Genomic DNA, 17,040 nt, shown 5'->3' with positions numbered 1-17,040 from the left:
TTACCAACTCTTGGTGCTGCGGGATGACGGCCGGCCCATCCGTGACATCTGGTCAGCGCTTCGGTGAATTCGACGGTTACTCCACCCGCCACACCCGACTCCTCAGGAGAGGAGAGGACCATGACCCTCCACACCTCACACGACTCCCAGTGCGACGCCGGCACCGTCGACAGCCACGCACCGCACCCGGCTGGGCACCGCTGCCGCCCCTGGACGCCATGGGTCGGCCACCACTGCATCGAGCAGCCCGGCGGTGATCCGCATGGCCGGCTACTGGCGGGCGTGCGCGGTTTCCAGGCCCATACGGCGGAGCTGGTCCGCCCTGAGCTGGCCCGACTGGCTCGTGAAGGCCAGCGGCCCTCGCAGCTCTTTCTGGCCTGTGCCGATTCCCGGCTGGTGACCAGCATGATCACGAGCAGCGGTCCGGGAGACCTGTTCACCGTGCGAAACATCGGCAATCTGGTGCCCGTCCCGCATGAACCGGGCGCCGCCGACGACTCGGTGGCAGCGGCTGTGCAGTACGCGGTCGACGTGTTGCAGGTCCGCAGCATCACGATCTGCGGGCATTCGGGCTGCGGAGCGATGAACGCACTGCTCGACGGGGTTCATGAGCAGCCGGGCAGACCGACGCCGCTGGCCCGCTGGCTGCGGAACGGGCGTGGCTCGCTCGCCCGGCTGGCCCGCGTGCCGGCCGAGTTCGCGGATCGGCCGGTCGCCGATCGGGTGGAGCAGCTGTGTATCACCAATGTGGTGCAGCAGCTGGACCAGTTGATGGCCAACCCGGCAGTCGAGCGGCGGGTGCTCGGCGGCGAACTGCAGCTGATCGGGATGTACTTCGACTTCGCGGCCGCACAGGCCTATGTACTCGACCAGGCAACCGGGCGATTCGGCGCCGTGGCCAGCCGCCAGGGGATCATCAGCGCAGCCTGAGGTCTGATTCACCATCGGGGGTGATCGGCCTGATGACCGACCGCCCGGCGGCAGCCGCAGGCCCGCCGCTGACAGCGCCACAGGCCGGTCGCACCCTCCCGGCAGCGGATCCGCCCGGCTCTCACCCGTAGCCGATCCACTGTCGAAGAGCCCAGCAGGCCCGCCTACTGCAGCAGGCGAGCGAGCTCCGCGGGGGTCACGTATCCCGGCCAGCGATGGTTGGGGAAGAGGCTGACCCCGGCATCGCGATAGCACTGGTCGACCAGTTGCGAGCAGATCTGGTGCCGACTGTCGGCAACGAAGCCCTTGAGCAGGCCGTTGCCCGGCAGCCGGAACCGATGGGTTGCCAGCGCCAGGTAATCAAGGAAGCTGTACGGCACACCGAGGTAGCGGTGTGCCGCCGAGACGATCGCCGCACGCTGATCGTTCGTCAGCGGAAAGCGCTCACTGGACCAGCGGATCGGCCTGCCCTGATAGGTGGCGAGCGGAGTCTGCCGGGCGCCACCCGGCTGAGCCTCGATCACCATGTCGTCGCCGACCAGGATGAAGGCGTGCTCGTAGTCGGCGTACCCGTCCCTGTTGAGCCACTGACCGATCCTGATCAGCCGGCCGACTTCGCCGGTGATCCGCACCACGGCGAAGTCACCGGGGCGAGGCGAACGGGTGGTCTCCGCCGTCGCGGGAACCGCACTCGGAGTGACCGCGTCGTCCAGGGCAGGCGACGGCGACGGCACCGCTGAACCAGCAGCGACACCCGTTCCCGTAGCCGCCGCAGTGTCAGTGGTCGAGGTGGCGCCCGCAGTCGACCTGGCGTCAGCGGCCAACGTCGTGCTGGACGAGGGAGCGGCCTCTGCGGCTGCACCCAGGGCTTCTGTGGACTGGGAGGTGTCTGATGAGGGGGCTTCCGAAGGATCCGACATTGCTCAACTCCCCTAGGGTGCCGCGCCGGCAGAGGCGACCGGCCGAACGGGGAGCTGGCTGAGCCGATGTCCCGATCGAGCCGGTGTACCCGCAGTGGAGTACGACGACTAACCCTCGTCAAGACGTCAGGACACCATCTCCCCCATCTAGCCCCATCACGTGCATCCGGCCCGCGCGCGACATGGCGAACACGCCCGAACAGACAAACGGATCGAATACCCGGAGCCGATCGCCCGGACCCGCAGAGCACCGTCGGCACCACCCGGCCACTCCAGCCAGCAGAGAGCAGTGTGACCCATGCCACTCTCACCGACCGCGCATCGCCGCCCCGACCCCCACCGTCGCCGCACCTCCGCCACATCTCAGGACACGGCTGGACCAACCCCCGCCCCAAGTCCCCCGAACCCCCGCCCGCGCGCATCGTCGCCGTCCCGATCGGCGTCCCCCGGCTCCCTCGGCGCGCCCCTCGCGCTGCTACGGCGCTCGGTCGCTTGCGAACCGTGTTCGATGACCTGGCGCGAGCTCAAAAAAGGCAGCCCACGCCCGATCACAAGTCATTCAAAGGTCTACACCAATTTCTCGAAGACCCTTGTCAACCGCCCCATTCGCCTGATGAGCTGTGTACTGGGACACACGGGACAATCCCTAGGCGGGGACGAATCCCACAGCACTGGGCTTCTCTCCACGGGGAAAGCGCCATGAACAGACTCGATGAGGAGTTCGCGTTGAGCAACGAGAGCCTTGCCAATCTGCTCAAGGAGGAGCGGCGCTTCGCCCCGCCCGCCGAGCTCGCCGCGGGCGCCAACGTCACCGAGGCCGCGTATGCCCAGGCGTCCGAGGACCGCCTCGGCTTCTGGGCCGAGCAGGCGCGCCGCCTCAGCTGGGCTGTCGAGCCGACCGAGACACTGGACTGGTCCAACCCGCCCTTTGCCAAGTGGTTCGCCGACGGCAAGCTCAACGTGGCCTACAACTGCGTCGACCGGCATGTCGAGGCGGGCCATGGCGAGCGGGTCGCCATCCACTTCGAGGGCGAGCCGGGTGACGGTCGCTCGATCACCTACGCAGAGCTCAAGGACGAGGTCTCCAAGGCCGCCAATGCGCTGCTGGAGCTCGGTGTCCGCAAGGGCGACCGGGTGGCGGTCTACCTGCCGATGATCCCCGAGGCCGTCGTCGCGATGCTCGCCTGCGCCCGCATCGGTGCCACGCACTCGGTGGTCTTCGGCGGGTTCTCCGCCGACGCCGTCGCCTCCCGGATCCAGGACGCCGACGCCAAGCTGGTCATCACCGCCGACGGCGGCTACCGCCGCGGCAAGCCGTCCGCCCTCAAGCCCGCGATCGACGAGGCCCTGGCCAAGTGCCCGCAGGTGGAGCACGTCCTGGTGGTCCGCCGCACCGGCCAGGAGACCTCGTTCACCGAGGGCCGCGACGTCTGGTGGCACGAGATCACCGAGCGCCAGTCGTCCGAGCACACCCCCGAGGCACTCGACGCCGAGCACCCGCTCTTCATCCTGTACACCTCCGGTACCACCGGTAAGCCGAAGGGCATCCTGCACACCTCCGGCGGTTACCTCACCCAGGCCAGCTACACCCACCACGCGGTCTTCGACCTCAAGCCGGAGACCGACGTCTACTGGTGCACCGCCGACATCGGCTGGGTGACCGGCCACTCGTACATCGTCTACGGCCCGCTCTCCAACGGCGCCACCCAGGTGATCTACGAGGGCACCCCGGACACGCCGCACCAGGGGCGGTTCTGGGAGGTCGTCCAGAAGTACGGGGTCACCATCCTCTACACCGCGCCCACCGCGATCCGCACGTTCATGAAGTGGGGCGACGACATCCCGGCGAAGTTCGACCTCTCCTCGCTGCGGGTGCTGGGCAGCGTCGGCGAGCCGATCAACCCGGAGGCCTGGGTCTGGTACCGCGAGCACATCGGTGCCGGCCGCGCCCCGATCGTCGACACCTGGTGGCAGACCGAGACCGGCGCGATGATGATCAGCCCGCTGCCGGGCGTCACCGAGACCAAGCCGGGCTCCGCCCAGCGCCCGCTTCCGGGCATCGCGGCCACCGTGGTGGACGACAACGGCGTTGAGGTGCCCAACGGCTCCGGTGGCTACCTCGTGCTGACCGAGCCGTGGCCGTCGATGCTGCGCACCATCTGGGGCGACGACCAGCGCTACCTCGACACCTACTGGTCCCGCTTCGGCCACGGGTACGACGCATCCGACCCCGCCTGGCGCTACTTCGCCGGCGACGGTGCCAAGAAGGACGAGGACGGCGACATCTGGCTGCTCGGCCGGGTCGACGACGTCATGCTGGTCTCCGGCCACAACATCTCCACCACCGAGGTCGAGTCGGCGCTGGTCGGGCACCCGGCCGTCGCCGAATCGGCCGTGGTCGGCGCCACCGACGCCACCACCGGTCAGGCGATCGTCGCTTTCGTCATCCTGCGCGGCAACGCCACCGACAGCGAGGAGCTGGTCGCCGAGCTGCGCAACCACGTCGGCAAGACGCTCGGCCCGATCGCCAAGCCGAAGCAGATCAAGGTGGTCAGCGAGCTGCCGAAGACCCGCTCCGGCAAGATCATGCGCCGACTGCTGCGCGACATCGCCGAGGGCCGCGAGGTCGGGGACACCACCACGCTCGCCGACTCCTCCGTGATGAACGTGATCCAGTCCCAGCTGCCGGGTGGGTCCGCCGAGAACTGACGGTTCGCCATCACGGTCGGGCCTCGCGTCCGGACCGTCCCCGGGCCCTGCCGCACAGCGATGCGGCAGGGCCCCGTGGGTTCGAGCAGGATCGGGCGAACTGACCCGGTGAAACTCTCAAGTCCCTGCTGGGCGAGCACCTTTCGGACCATTCTCGGCGCGATCGGTGGTACTCCCTGCTGAGCCTGCCGCTGGCCGCGCGCCCTGCTGGTCAGCGCGCCGGCGTGCCGGTGCTGCTGGTCTCACCCGGCTGGCCGGGGCGGACTGCCGTTGCCGACTGCTCGCTATCTGATGCTCCGTCTGCTCGGGCCCACCGGCGAGTCGTTGCGCCTGGCCAAGCTCACCGAGGCCCAGGCGCACGCGTTCAACGAGCCAGCCACCACGCTGCGCCGGATCGAGCGCGATCTGCACGACGGCGCCCAGTCCGACCTGGTCGCACTGGGGCTGAAACTGGCGCGCGGAAAGCCAGTTGGCTGAGGGTGAACTCGACACCGGCCGGGCCCTGGTCGGCGAGTGCCGCCAGCAGGCCAAGGAGATCACCGCGGGCTGCGGGAGCTGGTCAGCGGTATCCATCCACCAGCGCTGGACGCGGAGTTGGCCCCGGCGACGGCCGGCCGCCTGATGGGCACCGGTCCGACCCGCCGCACCCCGGCGGGCCTGAGCCCCCGGGAACGCGAGGTGCTCACACCAGTGGCCGAGAGCCGGACCAACTCGGCGATCACCCAAGCCCTCACGGCGACCCACCGGGCCGTCGAGCAGTAGGTGGCGACCATCTTCCTCAAGCTCGACCCGCCGGAGTCCGCCGCCGATCACCAGCGGGCACCGCCGCACACTGGCAGTGCTGCGCCACTCGGGAGCCTGACGATCCGTCATCCTGTTTGCCTCGGCATGCAGCCCCCGCGCTCGCGGCAATGGCCCATAAATCTATGAAAGGATGCAAAACAGACATTCGTATCAGAAGCGGCAGGAGGCATCCCCGTGGTCAGCCCGCCAACCCCCGAGGCGTCGGCCGGGAGCACCGGGCGCCGCCAGTTCCTCGGCTGGCTCTCCCTCCCCGAGCGCCGCTACATCGCCGACGCGCTGCGCACCGAGACGGTCGGCGGCGTGCTGCTGCTGATCGCCGCCGTGGCGGCCCTCATCTGGGCCAATGTCTGGCCGGCCGGCTACCAGAGCGTGCTGCACTACACCGTCGGCCCGTCCACTCCGCTCCACCTGAACCTGACACTGGAGGCGTGGGCCAAGGACGGACTGCTGACGCTGTTCTTCTTCGTCGCCGGGATCGAGCTCAAGCGCGAGTTCGTCGCCGGCGAGTTGCGCACCCCGAGCGCGGCGCTGCTCCCGGTGGTCGCCGCGATGTGCGGGGTGGCGCTGCCCGCGCTGCTGTTCGCCGCCGCCAACAGCGGCGCGGGCGGCCATCCGGGCGGCTGGGCGATTCCGACCGCCACCGACATCGCCTTCGCGCTCGGCGTGCTCGCCGTGGTGAGCAGCCACCTGCCCTCCGCTCTGCGCGCCTTCCTGCTCACCCTCGCCGTGGTCGACGACCTGATCGCCATCCTGATCATCGCGATCTTCTACAGCTCGGGGATCACTCCCTGGGCACTGGTGGCCTCGCTGGCCGGCCTGGTGCTGTTCTGGTACCTGCATCGGCACGGGGTGCACGGCTGGTACCTGTTCGTCCCGCTCGCCGTGGTGATCTGGGCGCTGATGCACGAGAGCGGGGTGCATCCGACGGTCTCCGGCGTGGCGATGGGCCTGGCGCTGCGCTGCCACCGCGAGGGGGACGAGCCGTACTCGCCCGGCGAGCACATCGAGCACCTGGTGCGGCCGTTGTCGGCCGGCGTGGCGGTACCGGTCTTCGCGTTGTTCGCCGCCGGGGTGACGGTCTCGCCGAGTGCGCTCCGCGAGGTGTTCACCCAGGCGATGCCGCTGGGCATCGTGCTCGGCCTGCTGGTCGGCAAGACCGTCGGGGTCTTCGGCGGAAGCTGGCTGACCGCCAGATGGACCAGGGCCGAATTGAATCCCCGGCTGCGCTGGGCCGACCTGTTCGCCGTCTCGGTGCTGGCCGGCATCGGCTTCACCGTCTCACTGCTGATCAGCGACCTGGCGTTCCCCGACGACCCGGTGCTGGCCAACCGGGCCAAGGCGGCGGTGCTGACCGGCTCGCTGCTCTGCGCCCTGGTCGCCACCGTGCTGCTCAAGCTGCGCAATCGCCACTACCGGCAGCTCTGCGAGGAGGAGGAACAGGACGACGCGGTCGGCTGACGGGCTGCTGACCGGCCATCCGGGGACAGGGCGGGCGGAGCGGGAAGAGCGGAGCGGGTGACACATCGTCCGACTGGAGTGGCCCGAAGTGGTGCTTGACTGGTCGGTAGGGGCATGATTCTGAACTATCCGGAATCTCAGCAGAGGAGAAGACCAGATGTCCGCAGGCACCGCAGGCCCGTCCGGTAGCTCGCGCACGCCCTACGAGGGCGAGCGCTCGGTCGGGCAGCTGTTCGCCGCGGCCACCGCCGACCTCTCGTCCCTGGTCCACGATGAGATCGCCCTCGCCAAGGCCGAGATCCGACGGGACGTCATCCGCGCCCTCACCGGCAGCACCTCCGGCATCATCGCCGGCGTGGCGTTCCTGGCCTCCATCCCGATGTTCAGCTTTGCCGCGGCTTACGGGCTGAACGCGGCCTCGCACATCGGCCTGGGGTTCTCCTTCCTCGTCGTGGCCGGCGCCTACGTCCTGCTGGGCGTGCTGCTCGCGCTGCTGGCGGTCCGGTTCTTCAAGAAGATCGAGAAGCCGAACCGCACCATCGAGGGTGCCCAGGCGACCGCCGAGGTGCTGAAGAACGCCAAGCCGCGACCGGCCACCGCCGAGGAGCTGGCCGCGATGGAGCGCTCGGCAAGCGCTCAGGCGGCGGATGCCGGCTGAGCCGACGCCCAGTCACCGCACCCACGACAAGCGAGCGCTCGCTCACCGCGCCCCCGACAGGCTCGCGCTCGCTCAGCGGACGGCCGTTCAGCGGTCGCCCGCGCCACCCCAGATGACCGCCGGGACCACGTTCCCGGCCGGGATGTGAAACGCTCTCGGTATGCCACTGGACCAGAAGCCCGCCGTGCCCGCCACCGCAGGCCCGCGCCCCGACGCCGGCCTGCCCGGCGCCGCCGAGCCGTCGGCGCCCGCGGCCGGCCGCGGTGCCTGGAACGTGCGCGCGGCCGGACCGTGGACGCACCGCGATCTGGCGGCCAACGGCGCCCGGTTCCACATCACCGAGCAGGGCACCGGCCCGCTGGTCCTACTGGTGCACGGCTGGCCGCAGTACTGGTGGGCCTGGCGCCACCAGATGGCCGCGCTGGCCGAGGCCGGCTTCCGGGCGGTCGCCCTGGACCTGCGCGGCATGGGCGGCAGCGACCGCACTCCGCGTGGCTACGATCCGACCAACCTGGCCCTGGACATCACCGGTGTGATCCGGTCACTCGGCGAGCACAGCGCCCATCTGGTCGGTCATGACAGCGGCGGGTCGCTGGCGTTCGTCGCGGCCGTGATGCGGCCCTCGGTGATCCGCAGCCTGACCGTGCTGTCCGCCGCCCACCCGCGCCATCTGCGCCGCGCCCTGCTGCGGGACCGCCGGCAGATGGCCGCCTACGAGCACGTGCTGGGCTTCCAGCGTCCCTGGATACCGGAGCGGCGCCTGGTCGCCGACGACGCCGCACTGATCGCCGAATACCTGGCGGACTGGACCGGCCCCCATCTGCTGGATGCCGAGGCCGTGTTCAACTACCGCCAGGCGATCCAGATCCCCAGCACCGCGCACTGCTCGATCGAGCCGTACCGCTGGCTGGTCCGCTCGATGGCCCGGCCGGACGGCATCCAGTTCGCCCGCCGGATGAAGAAGCCGGTGACCGCGCCCACCCTGCACATCCAGGGTGCGGCCGACCCGGTGCTGCTGGCCCGCACCGCACTGGGCGCCGGGGAGTACGTGTCGGCTCCGTACCGCTGGCGGCTGCTGCCCGGGGTGGGCCACTTCCCGCACGAGGAAGCGCCCGACGAGGTCACCGCCGAGCTGCTCGCCTGGATCTCCGAGCACAAGTAGGCAGCCTCCGCGGGAGGCATATCTGACGATCCGTCAGAAGTGAACGATGTGTTGGTATGCCCATGGCATAAGCCAGTTCGCCCAGACGAGGGTGGTTACCTATGCATGCCGAGGGGCATCCATCCGGTATGACCTGGATGCCCGAACGCGCCGCCGCGCGCGGACGACGCGCCAAGCACGTCGATTCCCGTAACGCCACCGCCCCGACCAGCGACCGCGGCCTCGACTGGCCGAACGAGCCGCGGGACCGCCCCGCCGCACCACACCCGCTCGGAATCCCCCGGATCCTCGGGCGCCGAGCCCGCTGGGTCGGCGCCCGGCTGCGCCGCGAAGGCTGAACAACCGCAAAGGCCGCGCCACCGAAGAGGCCGAGCACCCGAGGGCCCGACCAACCCCACGGGCCGAGCAACCCCACGGGCCGGGCAACCGCAGGGCCTGACCAACCGCAAAGGCCGCGCCACCGAAGAGGCCGAGCACCCGAGGGCCCGACCAACCCCACGGGCCGAGCAACCCCACGGGCCTGACCAACCGCAGAGGCCGCGCCACCGCGCAAGCCCAGCAACCGCAAATGCCGTGCGGATCCGATGGACCCGCACGGCACGTGCCGACTCGGCGGCGGGATGGAGATCAGCCCAGGACGGTCGGCCCCACCGTGCTGAAGAGGAGCAGCGCGATGGTGGCCACCGACATGATCGGGACCAGCACCTTGGTCTCCATGTCATTGCCACTGCGCTTGATCAGCACGATCTCGTAGCGCTGCTTGTGCGGCCACAGCCACGGCGCGCCCATCTTGGTGAGGCTGTCGCCCAGCAGATGGGCGAGGGTGCCGAGTCCGACCGCGTACGGCAGCCAGCCCGGGGCCGACGGCATCCACTGGTCCATCACGAAGGTCCCGACCGCCGACAGGCCGACGACGCTCAGCCAGGTGGTGTGCCCCTCGCCCGGCAGATGGATCCGCAGCGCCTTGATGGCCATGGCGAGCAGGAAGAACGTCAGACCGAGGGTGAACCAGCGCCCCAGGTAGTGCACGCCGGCCCAACTGCCGCCACCCATCAGCGCGACGAACAGCAGCGAGTGGGTGGCGTGCCGGTGCCCGCCGGAGATCCAGGCGACGAACCGGCAGAGTGCCTTGGAGACCGGGCCGAGGAAGTTGGCGATGGTGCCGTCGTGGTGGTCCAGGTCGGGCAGCAGCGCCGCGCCCGCCGCCAGCACGGTGCCCAACAGGATGTCGGCCGGCTTGAGGTGGGTGTGCAGCAGTAGTGGCGGCAGTATCGGCGCGGCGGCCGCATACAGCATCGCACCGCTGACCGCGTGCGAGTGACCCATCATGGCCGGTGACTCCTTCATGGTGTGTGGCTGGCACGCCACCCGCCCGGACTGAGCCGAACGGGTGAGCGCGGCCGACGCTACCAGGAGGAACTGACGGACCGCCGGATCCCGCTCATGGCAGGAGCTCCGACGGTGTGTCAGCAGATCAGGGGCAACGCTGGAGACGGACCGGAGAGAAGGCCAACGGCAGGCCGGGGACAGCTCGCCGACTCAGAGCGCGCAGCCCTGGGTGTCGACCTGGGTGTCGGCGGTGGTGCCCGCGGCCGCGTCCGCCTTCACCTCGGCCGCGGTCAGCACGTAGCCGGTGTCCGAGCTGTCCAGCGACTTGGCGAAGACCACCCCGTAGACCTCGCCGTCCGGGGTGAGCAGCGGCCCGCCGCTGTTTCCCTGGCGGACCAGCGAACGGATCGAGTACACGTCCCGGACCACCTGGCCGCGGTGGTAGATGTCCGGCCCGTTGGCCTGGATCCGGCCGCGGATCCGGGCGGGCTGGACGTTGAACGCGCCGTTCTCCGGGAACCCGGCCACGATCGCGCTGTCGTTGCTGTGCGCCTCGCCGGCGAAGGCCAGCGGCGGCGCGTTCAGCTTCGGCACCTCCAGGATGGCGATGTCGCGCTGCCAGTCGTAGCTGACCACGGTGGCGTCGTAGAGCTGTCCGGCGCCGCCGATCTGCACGGTCGGCTCGTCCACCCCGCCGACCACGTGCGCGTTGGTCATCACCCGGTGCGGGGCGAAGACGAAGCCGCTGCCCTCCAGGGTCTTGCCGCAGGAGTTGGCCGTGCCGACCACCTTGACCAGGCTCTGCCGGGCCTTCTGCAGCGCCGGGCTGCCGACCAGTGACGGGTCGGGCGGCTGCACCTCGGTGATCGGCTCATGCTCGAACGGGTTGAAGACCTGTGGGAAGCCGTTCTGCGACAGCACCTTGCTGAAGTCGGAGAACCAGTTCGGCGCGTCCGAGGGCAGCGCGTCCTGCACGCCGCCGAGCACCAGGGAGGTGCGGACCTGCTTGGAGACGGTCGGCATCGAGGTGCCGGCCAGCGCCGACCCGATCAGCCAGGCCACCAGCAGCATCGACAGCACGTTCACCACCGAGCCGCCCAGCGCGTCCAGCGCCTTGGCCGGACTGCGGTCGATCCGGCCGCGTAGCTTCCAGCCGAGTTGGGTGGTGGCGGCCTGGCCGATCGCCGCGAAGACGATCACCACCACCACGGCGATCACCGAGGCGGTGGTGCCGGGGCTGAGGTGACTGAGCACCAGCGGCAGCAGTTGCACCGCGATCAGGCCGCCACCGAGGAACCCCAGTACGGAGAGGATGCCCACCACGAAGCCCTGCCGGTACCCGGACACGGCGAAGCCGATCGCGGCGGCGAGCAGCAGCAGATCCAGCACGTTCACCCTGCCACCCTCCCATGGACCGACCGCCGTCCGGCAGCTGCCCCGGTTGTCCGTTACGTCCCGCGGTACCGCTCTGCGGCTGCCTACCCGCCCACCGGCGGCTCGATGAGGCGCGAACTGTCCCAAGGTTGTTCCAGTCCGCTGTGGTGCAGCAGCCGGTCGATCACACCGGCCGTGAAACCCCAGACCAGGTGCCCGTTCGTCTGGAAGGCCGGGCTGGTGAAGCCGGACGGATGCCGGTAGCGGCCGCGGTGGGCGGGATCGGCCAGCGCCGCGAGCGGCACCCGGAAGACCTCGCCGGTCTCCGCCGGGTCCACCGCGGTGACCGGCGACTCCTCGCGCCACCAGCCGAGCACCGGGGTCACCACGAAGTCGCTGACCGGGATGTAGAGCGCCGGCAGGGTGGCGAAGACCTGCACGCCCGCCGGGTCGAGCCCGGTCTCCTCGGCCGCCTCGCGCAGCGCCGCGGCCACCGGCCCCGGCCCGGCCGGATCGCCGTCCACCGGATCCAGCGAGCCGCCGGGGAAGGAGACCTGGCCCGGGTGCGACCGCAGCGCGGTGGACCGCTGGGTCAGCAGCAGGTCGGGGCCACCGGGCCCGTCACCGAAGAGCAGCAGCACCGCGGAGTGGCGCCCGCCCTCGGCCGGCGGCAGGAACCGGCTGAGCTGCTCGGGCCGCACCGTCTCGGCCGCCCGGCGCACCGGCAGCAGCCAGTCGGGCAGCCCGTCCCGGACGATCGCCACCGGCGCACCGCTGCTCTTCACTCGACCCTCCCGGCCGCCGACTCCGTCGCCTGGCTCAACGCACCGGGAGCCGCCGCGGTGCCCGGATAGTCGGCCGGCGGGCGCAGTCGCTGGCCCGGCTGGCCGCCCAGCTCGTACTTGAGGAGCTTGGCGGCCTTCTCCGGGTCGGTCTCGCCCTCGCCGTAGGAGGGGCAGAGCGGGGCGACCGGGCAGACCCCGCAGGCGGGCTTGCGGGCGTGGCAGATCCGGCGGCCGTGGAAGACCACCCGGTGCGAGAGCATGGTCCACTCCGACTTCGGGAACAGCTCGGCGACCGCGGCCTCGACCGCCACCGGGTCCTCCTCGGTGGTCCAGCCGAACCGGCGGGCCAGCCGGCCGAAGTGGGTGTCGACGGTGATGCCGGGCACCCCGTAGGCGTTGCCCAGCACCACATTGGCCGTCTTCCGCCCCACCCCGGGGAGGGTGACCATCTGCTCCAGGGTGCGCGGGACCTCGCCGCCGAACTCGTCCCGCAGCGCGATCGAGAGCCCGATCAGCGACTTGGCCTTGTTGCGGAAGAAGCCGGTCGGCCGGATCAGCTCCTCCAGCTCCTCGGGGACGGCCGCCGCCATCGCCTCGGGGCCGGGGTACTTGGCGAACAGCGCGGGGGTGGTCTGGTTGACCCGCAGGTCGGTGGTCTGCGCCGACAGCACGGTGGCGACCAGCAGCTGGAACGGGTTGTCGAAGTCCAGCTCCGGGTGCGCGTACGGATAGGTCTCCGCCAGGACCCGGTTGATCTTCCGGGCCCGCCGGACCAGCGCCAGGTGCGACTCCGGGCTGGGCGTCTTCCTGGCCACCGCCGTGGCTGCCGTCTTGCGGACCTTGCTCTCTGCCATGCCCGAAGGCTACGCCGAACCGCCGCCCCGGTGGGGGCCGTTCCGGTTGCCGGAGCGGGAGTGACGGCCCGTCAGGCCGGTTCCGGGCCGGTGCTGCCCTCCCGGTAGTGATCGGCGAGGTAGCCGTCGAGGTCGGGGCGCTCGGGGGCGAGCACGTGGCGCACCCAGGCGTCGCGCTCGTGGCGCATCGGCGCGAGCTCCCAGACGCAGCCGATCAGCGGCCGGGTCAGCCGGATGAAGTGGGTCGGGTCCTGGTCGGGGCAGCCGAGCGCCGGCTGCCCGGCGACCGCGCCGGCGAAGCTCAGCACATTGTTCCAAGCCCAGCAGTACACATTGAGGTAGGCGCCGGTGTCGTCGCCGCGGTGGACCACCACGAAGCCGGCCTGCGGGGTGCCGTCGGGGGCCGGCAGCAGGTCGGGCAGGGCCGCATAGGCCGCCTTCTCCACCGCCGGATCGATGCCGCCCGGGTCCGCGGTGACGTGGTAGCGCTTCAGCCGGTAGCCGCCCACCTGGATCGGCGCGGGCGCCTGGAGGAGTTTCTCGGTGAATGCCATGACCGGACGGTAGTTCCCGCCGGGGCGGTGCTCAAGAGTGCCTCCGCGGCCCCCGGAGACCGACTACTGATGCGTACGGATGGCCGCGTACCGCCCACCACCGCGCACCCCCTCCTCATATGATCGGAGCGACATGCGCCATGCTTGGTGATGAAGAGCACTGTTTTGAGCACATGACCGCCCGCCGCTCCACGGCGGACGGCCGAGAAGGAGGAAGCACGTGGACGATGTTCTGCGGCGCGCCGCGCTCTTCGCGGCGCTCGACGACGAACAGGCCGGCGAGCTGCGCGCTTCCATGACCGAGGTGACCCTCGCGCGCGGCGAGTCGCTGTTCCACGAGGGCGACCCGGGCGACCGGCTCTACGTGGTCGCCGAGGGCAAGGTGAAGCTGCACCGCGCCTCGCCGGACGGCCGCGAGAACATGCTCGCGGTGCTCGGTCCCAGCGAGATGATCGGTGAGCTCTCGCTCTTCGACCCCGGGCCGCGCACCGCCACCGCCAGCGCGCTGACCGAGGTCAAGCTGCTCGGCTTGGGCCACGGCGACCTGCAGCCCTGGCTGCACGCCCGCCCCGAGGTCTCGATAGCGCTGCTGCGGGCCATCGCCCGCCGACTGCGCCGGACCAACGACGTGATGAGCGACCTGGTCTTCTCCGACGTGCCGGGCCGGGTGGCCAAGGCGCTGCTGGACCTGTCGCGCCGGTTCGGCGTGCAGTCCGAGGAGGGCATCCACGTCGCCCACGACCTCACCCAGGAGGAGCTCGCCCAGCTGGTCGGCGCCTCCCGGGAGACCGTGAACAAGGCGCTGGCCGACTTCGCCGGCCGTGGCTGGCTGAAGCTGGAGGCCCGCGCGGTGGTACTGCTGGACGTCGAGCGGCTCTCCCGCCGCTCCCGCTGAGTCCGGCAGCCGGGGACCACGGTGCTCAGATGAGCCCGTGGTCCTCCAGGTATTGCAGCTGAGCCCGCACCGAGAGCTCGGCGGCCGGCCAGAGCGCCCTGTCCACGTCCGCGTAGACCCGGGCCACCACCGCCTCGGCGGTGCGGCAGCCCGCCTCCACCGCGGTCTCCACCTGGGCCAGCCGGGCCGCCCGGTGCGCCAGGTAGTACTCGACGCTGCCCAGCGCGTCGGCCAGCACCGGGCCGTGGCCGGGCAGCACGGTGCGCACACCGTGCTCGGTGGCCAGGGTGCGCAGCCGCCGCAGCGAGTCCAGGTAGTCGCCGAGCACGCCGTCCGGGTGGGCGACCATGGTGGTGCCGCGGCCCAGCACGGTGTCCCCGGTGAGGATCGCGCCGTCGGCCGGCAGGTGGAAGCTGAGCGAGTCGGCGGTGTGCCCGGGGGTGGCGACGACGCGCAGTTCCAGGCCGCCCACCTCGATCACCTGGCCGCCCGTCAGGCCCTCGTCGCCGAGCCGGTGGGCCGGGTCGAGGGCCCGCACCTCGGTGCCGGTCAGCTCGGCGAACCGGGCCGCGCCGGCCGCGTGGTCATGGTGGCCGTGGGTCAGCAGGGTGAGCGCGATCCGGCGGCCCTGCCGCTCGGCGGCGTCGATCACGGCGCTCAGGTGGCCCTCGTCCAGCGGCCCGGGGTCGATCACCACGACCTGGTCCGAGCCCGGTTCGCAGAGCAGCCAGGTGTTGGTCCCGTCCAGCGTCATCGGGGACGGGTTGGGGGCGAGTACGCAGAGCGCGCGCGCCGTGGCGGCACCGCCGACGGTGGGCGCCGGGTCTCCGGGCAGGCCGCTGCTCACCGGCCGGCCTCCAGCTCGCGGGTCAGCGGGCGGCCGTCCAGGGGGCGGACCAGGGTGCGCGGGGTGGGGACTGCGGCCAGGGCCTGGTCATCACAGCTCAGCCGGCGGTTGAGGGCACGGGCAGCCAGGCGGCGGGCGGGGATGTCGCGCACGCGAGCCACGTCATTGTGGATCATGGTTGTCCTTCCTCGGGGTACTGCCCGTCGATGGTCAGCTCTTCATACCCTGGCCACCGGATGGTCATACGATCCCCCATCACCTCGGCCTGGCCGAGCACCGGGGTCAGCGTGCGCCGCCCGGCCGCCGCCAGCGCCTCGGCCGGGGTGCGCACCGGCAGCAGCTCGCGCAGCACGGTGACGGTCGGCGGCAGCATCCCGTAGCGGCCCTCGGCGTGCCCGCGCACCGCCTCGGCGGGGGTCAGCCAGGTCACCCGGTCGGCCTCGCCCACCTCGCTGGCGGCCTGCTGGCCGGGCGGCAGCGCCGCGACGAAGAACCAGGTGTCGTACCGGCGCTCCTCGAAGGCCGGGGTGATCCAGCGGGCCCAGCCGGCCAGCAGGTCGCTGCGCAGCACCAGGTCGTGCTTGCGCAGGAACTCGGCGAACGACAGCTCGTGCGCCTCCAGGGCGGCCCGCTCCGCCGTCCAGTCGCGCTCCGCCACCACGGTGTCGGCGTCCGGCCCGGCCAGCAGCACGCCGGCCTCCTCGAAGGTCTCCCGCACCGCGGCGCAGACCACCGCCTGCGCGGTCGCCCGGTCCACACCGAGCCGCTCGGCCCACTCCTCGGGGCTCGGCCCGGCCCAGGCCGGCGGCTGTTCGGCGTCCCGCGGATCGACCCCGCCGCCCGGGTAGGCGTACAGCCCGGCGGCGAACGCCATCGACCCGCGCCGGCGCAGCAGGTACGCCTGCGGCCCGTCGGCGCCGTCGCGCAGCAGCACCACGGTGGCCGAGGGCTTGGGCACCAGCGGGGTCAGCCGCCCGTCGGCCAGCGCCCGGATCCGGGCCGGCCAACTCGGCGGCATCGCGATTCCGGCCGCCTTGCGACCGGCCCCGTTTCCATCAGCAGAGTCAGCAGCCATGTCCGGATGCTATGCACCCGGACCGGCTGCTGAGAAGGGGCGGCAGGTCAGGCCTTGACCCGGACCTGGATCTCCACCTCGACCGGCGCGTCCATCGGCAGCACCGCGACGCCGACCGCGCTGCGGGCGTGCACCCCCGCCTCGCCGAGCGCCTTGCCGAGCAGCTCGCTGGCACCGTTGATCACGGCCGGCTGGCCGGTGAAGTCGGGCGCCGAGGCGACGAAGCCGACCACCTTGACCACCTGGTCGATCCGGTCCAGGTCGCCGATCACCGACTTCACGGCGGCCAGCGCGTTCAGCGCACAGACCTGCGCCAGCGCCTTGGCCTCCTCGGCGGTCACCTCGGCGCCCACCTTGCCGGTCTGCTTCAGCACGCCGCCGACCACCGGCAGCTGGCCGCTGGTCAGCACCTGGTCGCCGTTGCGCACTGCCGGAACGTAGGCCGCCACCGGCTTGGCCACCTCGGGCAGCGTCAGGCCCAGCTCGGCGAGCCGGCTCTCGACCTTGCTCATCAGCTCTTCTCCCGCTTCAGGTAGGCCACCAGCTGCTCCGGGTTGTTCGGCCCGGGCACCACCTGGACCAGCTCCCAGCCGTCCTCGCCCCAGGTGTCCAGGATCTGCTTGGTCGCGTGCACCAGCAGCGGCACCGTCACGTATTCCCACTTGGTCATGGGGTGACTCTAGACG

The 17,040-nt window shown here is 71.3% G+C and carries 18 protein-coding genes and 2 pseudogenes; 9 read left to right on the top strand and 11 right to left on the bottom strand.

Annotation, left to right across the window (positions count from 1 at the left end):
• Nucleotides 1-201: 201 nt before the first annotated feature.
• Nucleotides 202-930 (top strand): annotated as a pseudogene (locus P3T35_RS01405) (carbonic anhydrase); the annotation flags it as partial.
• A gap of 164 nt (nt 931-1,094) precedes the next feature.
• Here the strand turns inward: P3T35_RS01405 and P3T35_RS01400 are convergent.
• On the bottom strand, nt 1,095-1,565 hold the full coding sequence (locus tag P3T35_RS01400) for a hypothetical protein (protein WP_280703964.1): 471 nt from the start codon (nt 1,563-1,565) through the stop codon (nt 1,095-1,097).
• 1,011 nt (nt 1,566-2,576) lie between these two features.
• Here P3T35_RS01400 and acs point away from each other — a divergent pair.
• From acs to P3T35_RS01365, 7 genes and pseudogenes are all read left to right on the top strand, one after another.
• Nucleotides 2,577-4,559: an acetate--CoA ligase gene (gene acs, locus P3T35_RS01395; RefSeq protein ID WP_101385089.1), complete on the top strand. Its 1,983-nt coding sequence runs from the start codon at nt 2,577-2,579 to the stop codon at nt 4,557-4,559.
• A 270-nt stretch (nt 4,560-4,829) separates the two neighbouring features.
• Nucleotides 4,830-5,036, top strand: coding sequence for a hypothetical protein (locus P3T35_RS01390; protein WP_143676837.1), 207 nt, complete (start codon nt 4,830-4,832; stop codon nt 5,034-5,036).
• A gap of 174 nt (nt 5,037-5,210) precedes the next feature.
• Nucleotides 5,211-5,318 (top strand): annotated as a pseudogene (locus P3T35_RS01385) (DNA-binding response regulator); the annotation flags it as partial.
• Between the two features lie 219 nt (nt 5,319-5,537).
• Nucleotides 5,538-6,821, top strand: coding sequence for a Na+/H+ antiporter NhaA (gene nhaA, locus P3T35_RS01380; RefSeq protein ID WP_101380985.1), 1,284 nt, complete (start codon nt 5,538-5,540; stop codon nt 6,819-6,821).
• A 157-nt stretch (nt 6,822-6,978) separates the two neighbouring features.
• Nucleotides 6,979-7,479 (top strand): phage holin family protein, encoded by a 501-nt coding sequence (locus P3T35_RS01375; protein WP_101380984.1) that lies wholly within the window; start codon nt 6,979-6,981, stop codon nt 7,477-7,479.
• A 160-nt stretch (nt 7,480-7,639) separates the two neighbouring features.
• Nucleotides 7,640-8,641, top strand: a complete 1,002-nt coding sequence (locus tag P3T35_RS01370; protein WP_101380983.1) for an alpha/beta hydrolase — start codon at nt 7,640-7,642, stop codon at nt 8,639-8,641.
• Nucleotides 8,642-8,769: 128 nt separating this feature from the next.
• A complete protein-coding gene (locus tag P3T35_RS01365) occupies nt 8,770-8,979 on the top strand; it encodes a hypothetical protein (RefSeq protein WP_280703963.1) in 210 nt (69 codons plus the stop codon).
• A gap of 289 nt (nt 8,980-9,268) precedes the next feature.
• Here the strand turns inward: P3T35_RS01365 and P3T35_RS01360 are convergent, their stop codons facing one another.
• The 5 genes from P3T35_RS01360 to P3T35_RS01340 form a co-directional block, all read right to left on the bottom strand.
• A complete protein-coding gene (locus tag P3T35_RS01360; protein WP_180356493.1) occupies nt 9,269-9,970 on the bottom strand; it encodes a metal-dependent hydrolase in 702 nt (233 codons plus the stop codon).
• 210 nt (nt 9,971-10,180) lie between these two features.
• Entirely contained in the window at nt 10,181-11,365 is a 1,185-nt protein-coding gene (locus tag P3T35_RS01355; protein ID WP_101380982.1) for a MarP family serine protease, read from the bottom strand.
• Between the two features lie 83 nt (nt 11,366-11,448).
• Nucleotides 11,449-12,129 carry a CoA pyrophosphatase gene (locus P3T35_RS01350; RefSeq protein ID WP_101380981.1) on the bottom strand — a complete coding sequence of 227 codons (681 nt, stop codon included), beginning with the start codon at nt 12,127-12,129 and terminating at the stop codon, nt 11,449-11,451.
• Entirely contained in the window at nt 12,126-12,983 is an 858-nt protein-coding gene (gene nth, locus P3T35_RS01345) for an endonuclease III (RefSeq protein WP_101380980.1), read from the bottom strand. Before nth ends, P3T35_RS01350 begins: the two co-directional genes overlap by 4 nt.
• A 71-nt stretch (nt 12,984-13,054) precedes the next feature.
• Nucleotides 13,055-13,537 (bottom strand): hypothetical protein, encoded by a 483-nt coding sequence (locus tag P3T35_RS01340; RefSeq protein ID WP_101380979.1) that lies wholly within the window; start codon nt 13,535-13,537, stop codon nt 13,055-13,057.
• Between the two features lie 220 nt (nt 13,538-13,757).
• Here P3T35_RS01340 and P3T35_RS01335 point away from each other — a divergent pair, with 220 nt between their 5' ends.
• Nucleotides 13,758-14,432, top strand: coding sequence for a Crp/Fnr family transcriptional regulator (locus P3T35_RS01335; RefSeq protein ID WP_030288117.1), 675 nt, complete (start codon nt 13,758-13,760; stop codon nt 14,430-14,432).
• Between the two features lie 25 nt (nt 14,433-14,457).
• Here P3T35_RS01335 and P3T35_RS01330 read toward each other — a convergent pair whose 3' ends face one another.
• The 5 genes from P3T35_RS01330 to P3T35_RS01310 are packed head-to-tail and all read right to left on the bottom strand — an operon-like array spanning nt 14,458 to nt 17,024.
• Nucleotides 14,458-15,279, bottom strand: a complete 822-nt coding sequence (locus P3T35_RS01330; protein ID WP_101380978.1) for an MBL fold metallo-hydrolase — start codon at nt 15,277-15,279, stop codon at nt 14,458-14,460.
• Nucleotides 15,276-15,455: a hypothetical protein gene (locus P3T35_RS01325; RefSeq protein ID WP_180356492.1), complete on the bottom strand. Its 180-nt coding sequence runs from the start codon at nt 15,453-15,455 to the stop codon at nt 15,276-15,278. The genes P3T35_RS01330 and P3T35_RS01325 overlap by 4 nt, the downstream gene beginning before the upstream one ends.
• A complete protein-coding gene (locus P3T35_RS01320; protein ID WP_280703962.1) occupies nt 15,452-16,354 on the bottom strand; it encodes an NUDIX hydrolase in 903 nt (300 codons plus the stop codon). The genes P3T35_RS01325 and P3T35_RS01320 overlap by 4 nt, the downstream gene beginning before the upstream one ends.
• Nucleotides 16,355-16,401: 47 nt before the next feature.
• Nucleotides 16,402-16,866 (bottom strand): RidA family protein, encoded by a 465-nt coding sequence (locus P3T35_RS01315; RefSeq protein WP_101380976.1) that lies wholly within the window; start codon nt 16,864-16,866, stop codon nt 16,402-16,404.
• Entirely contained in the window at nt 16,866-17,024 is a 159-nt protein-coding gene (locus P3T35_RS01310; RefSeq protein WP_095874066.1) for a DUF4177 domain-containing protein, read from the bottom strand. The genes P3T35_RS01315 and P3T35_RS01310 overlap by 1 nt, the downstream gene beginning before the upstream one ends.
• Nucleotides 17,025-17,040 lie beyond the last annotated feature (16 nt).

Source organism: Kitasatospora sp. GP30, assembly GCF_029892145.1.
In the GTDB taxonomy this organism is placed as follows: Bacteria; Actinomycetota; Actinomycetes; order Streptomycetales; family Streptomycetaceae; genus Kitasatospora; species Kitasatospora acidiphila.
Note: the sequence above shows the minus strand (reverse complement) of the source record. Positions and strands in the feature narration are given on the sequence as shown.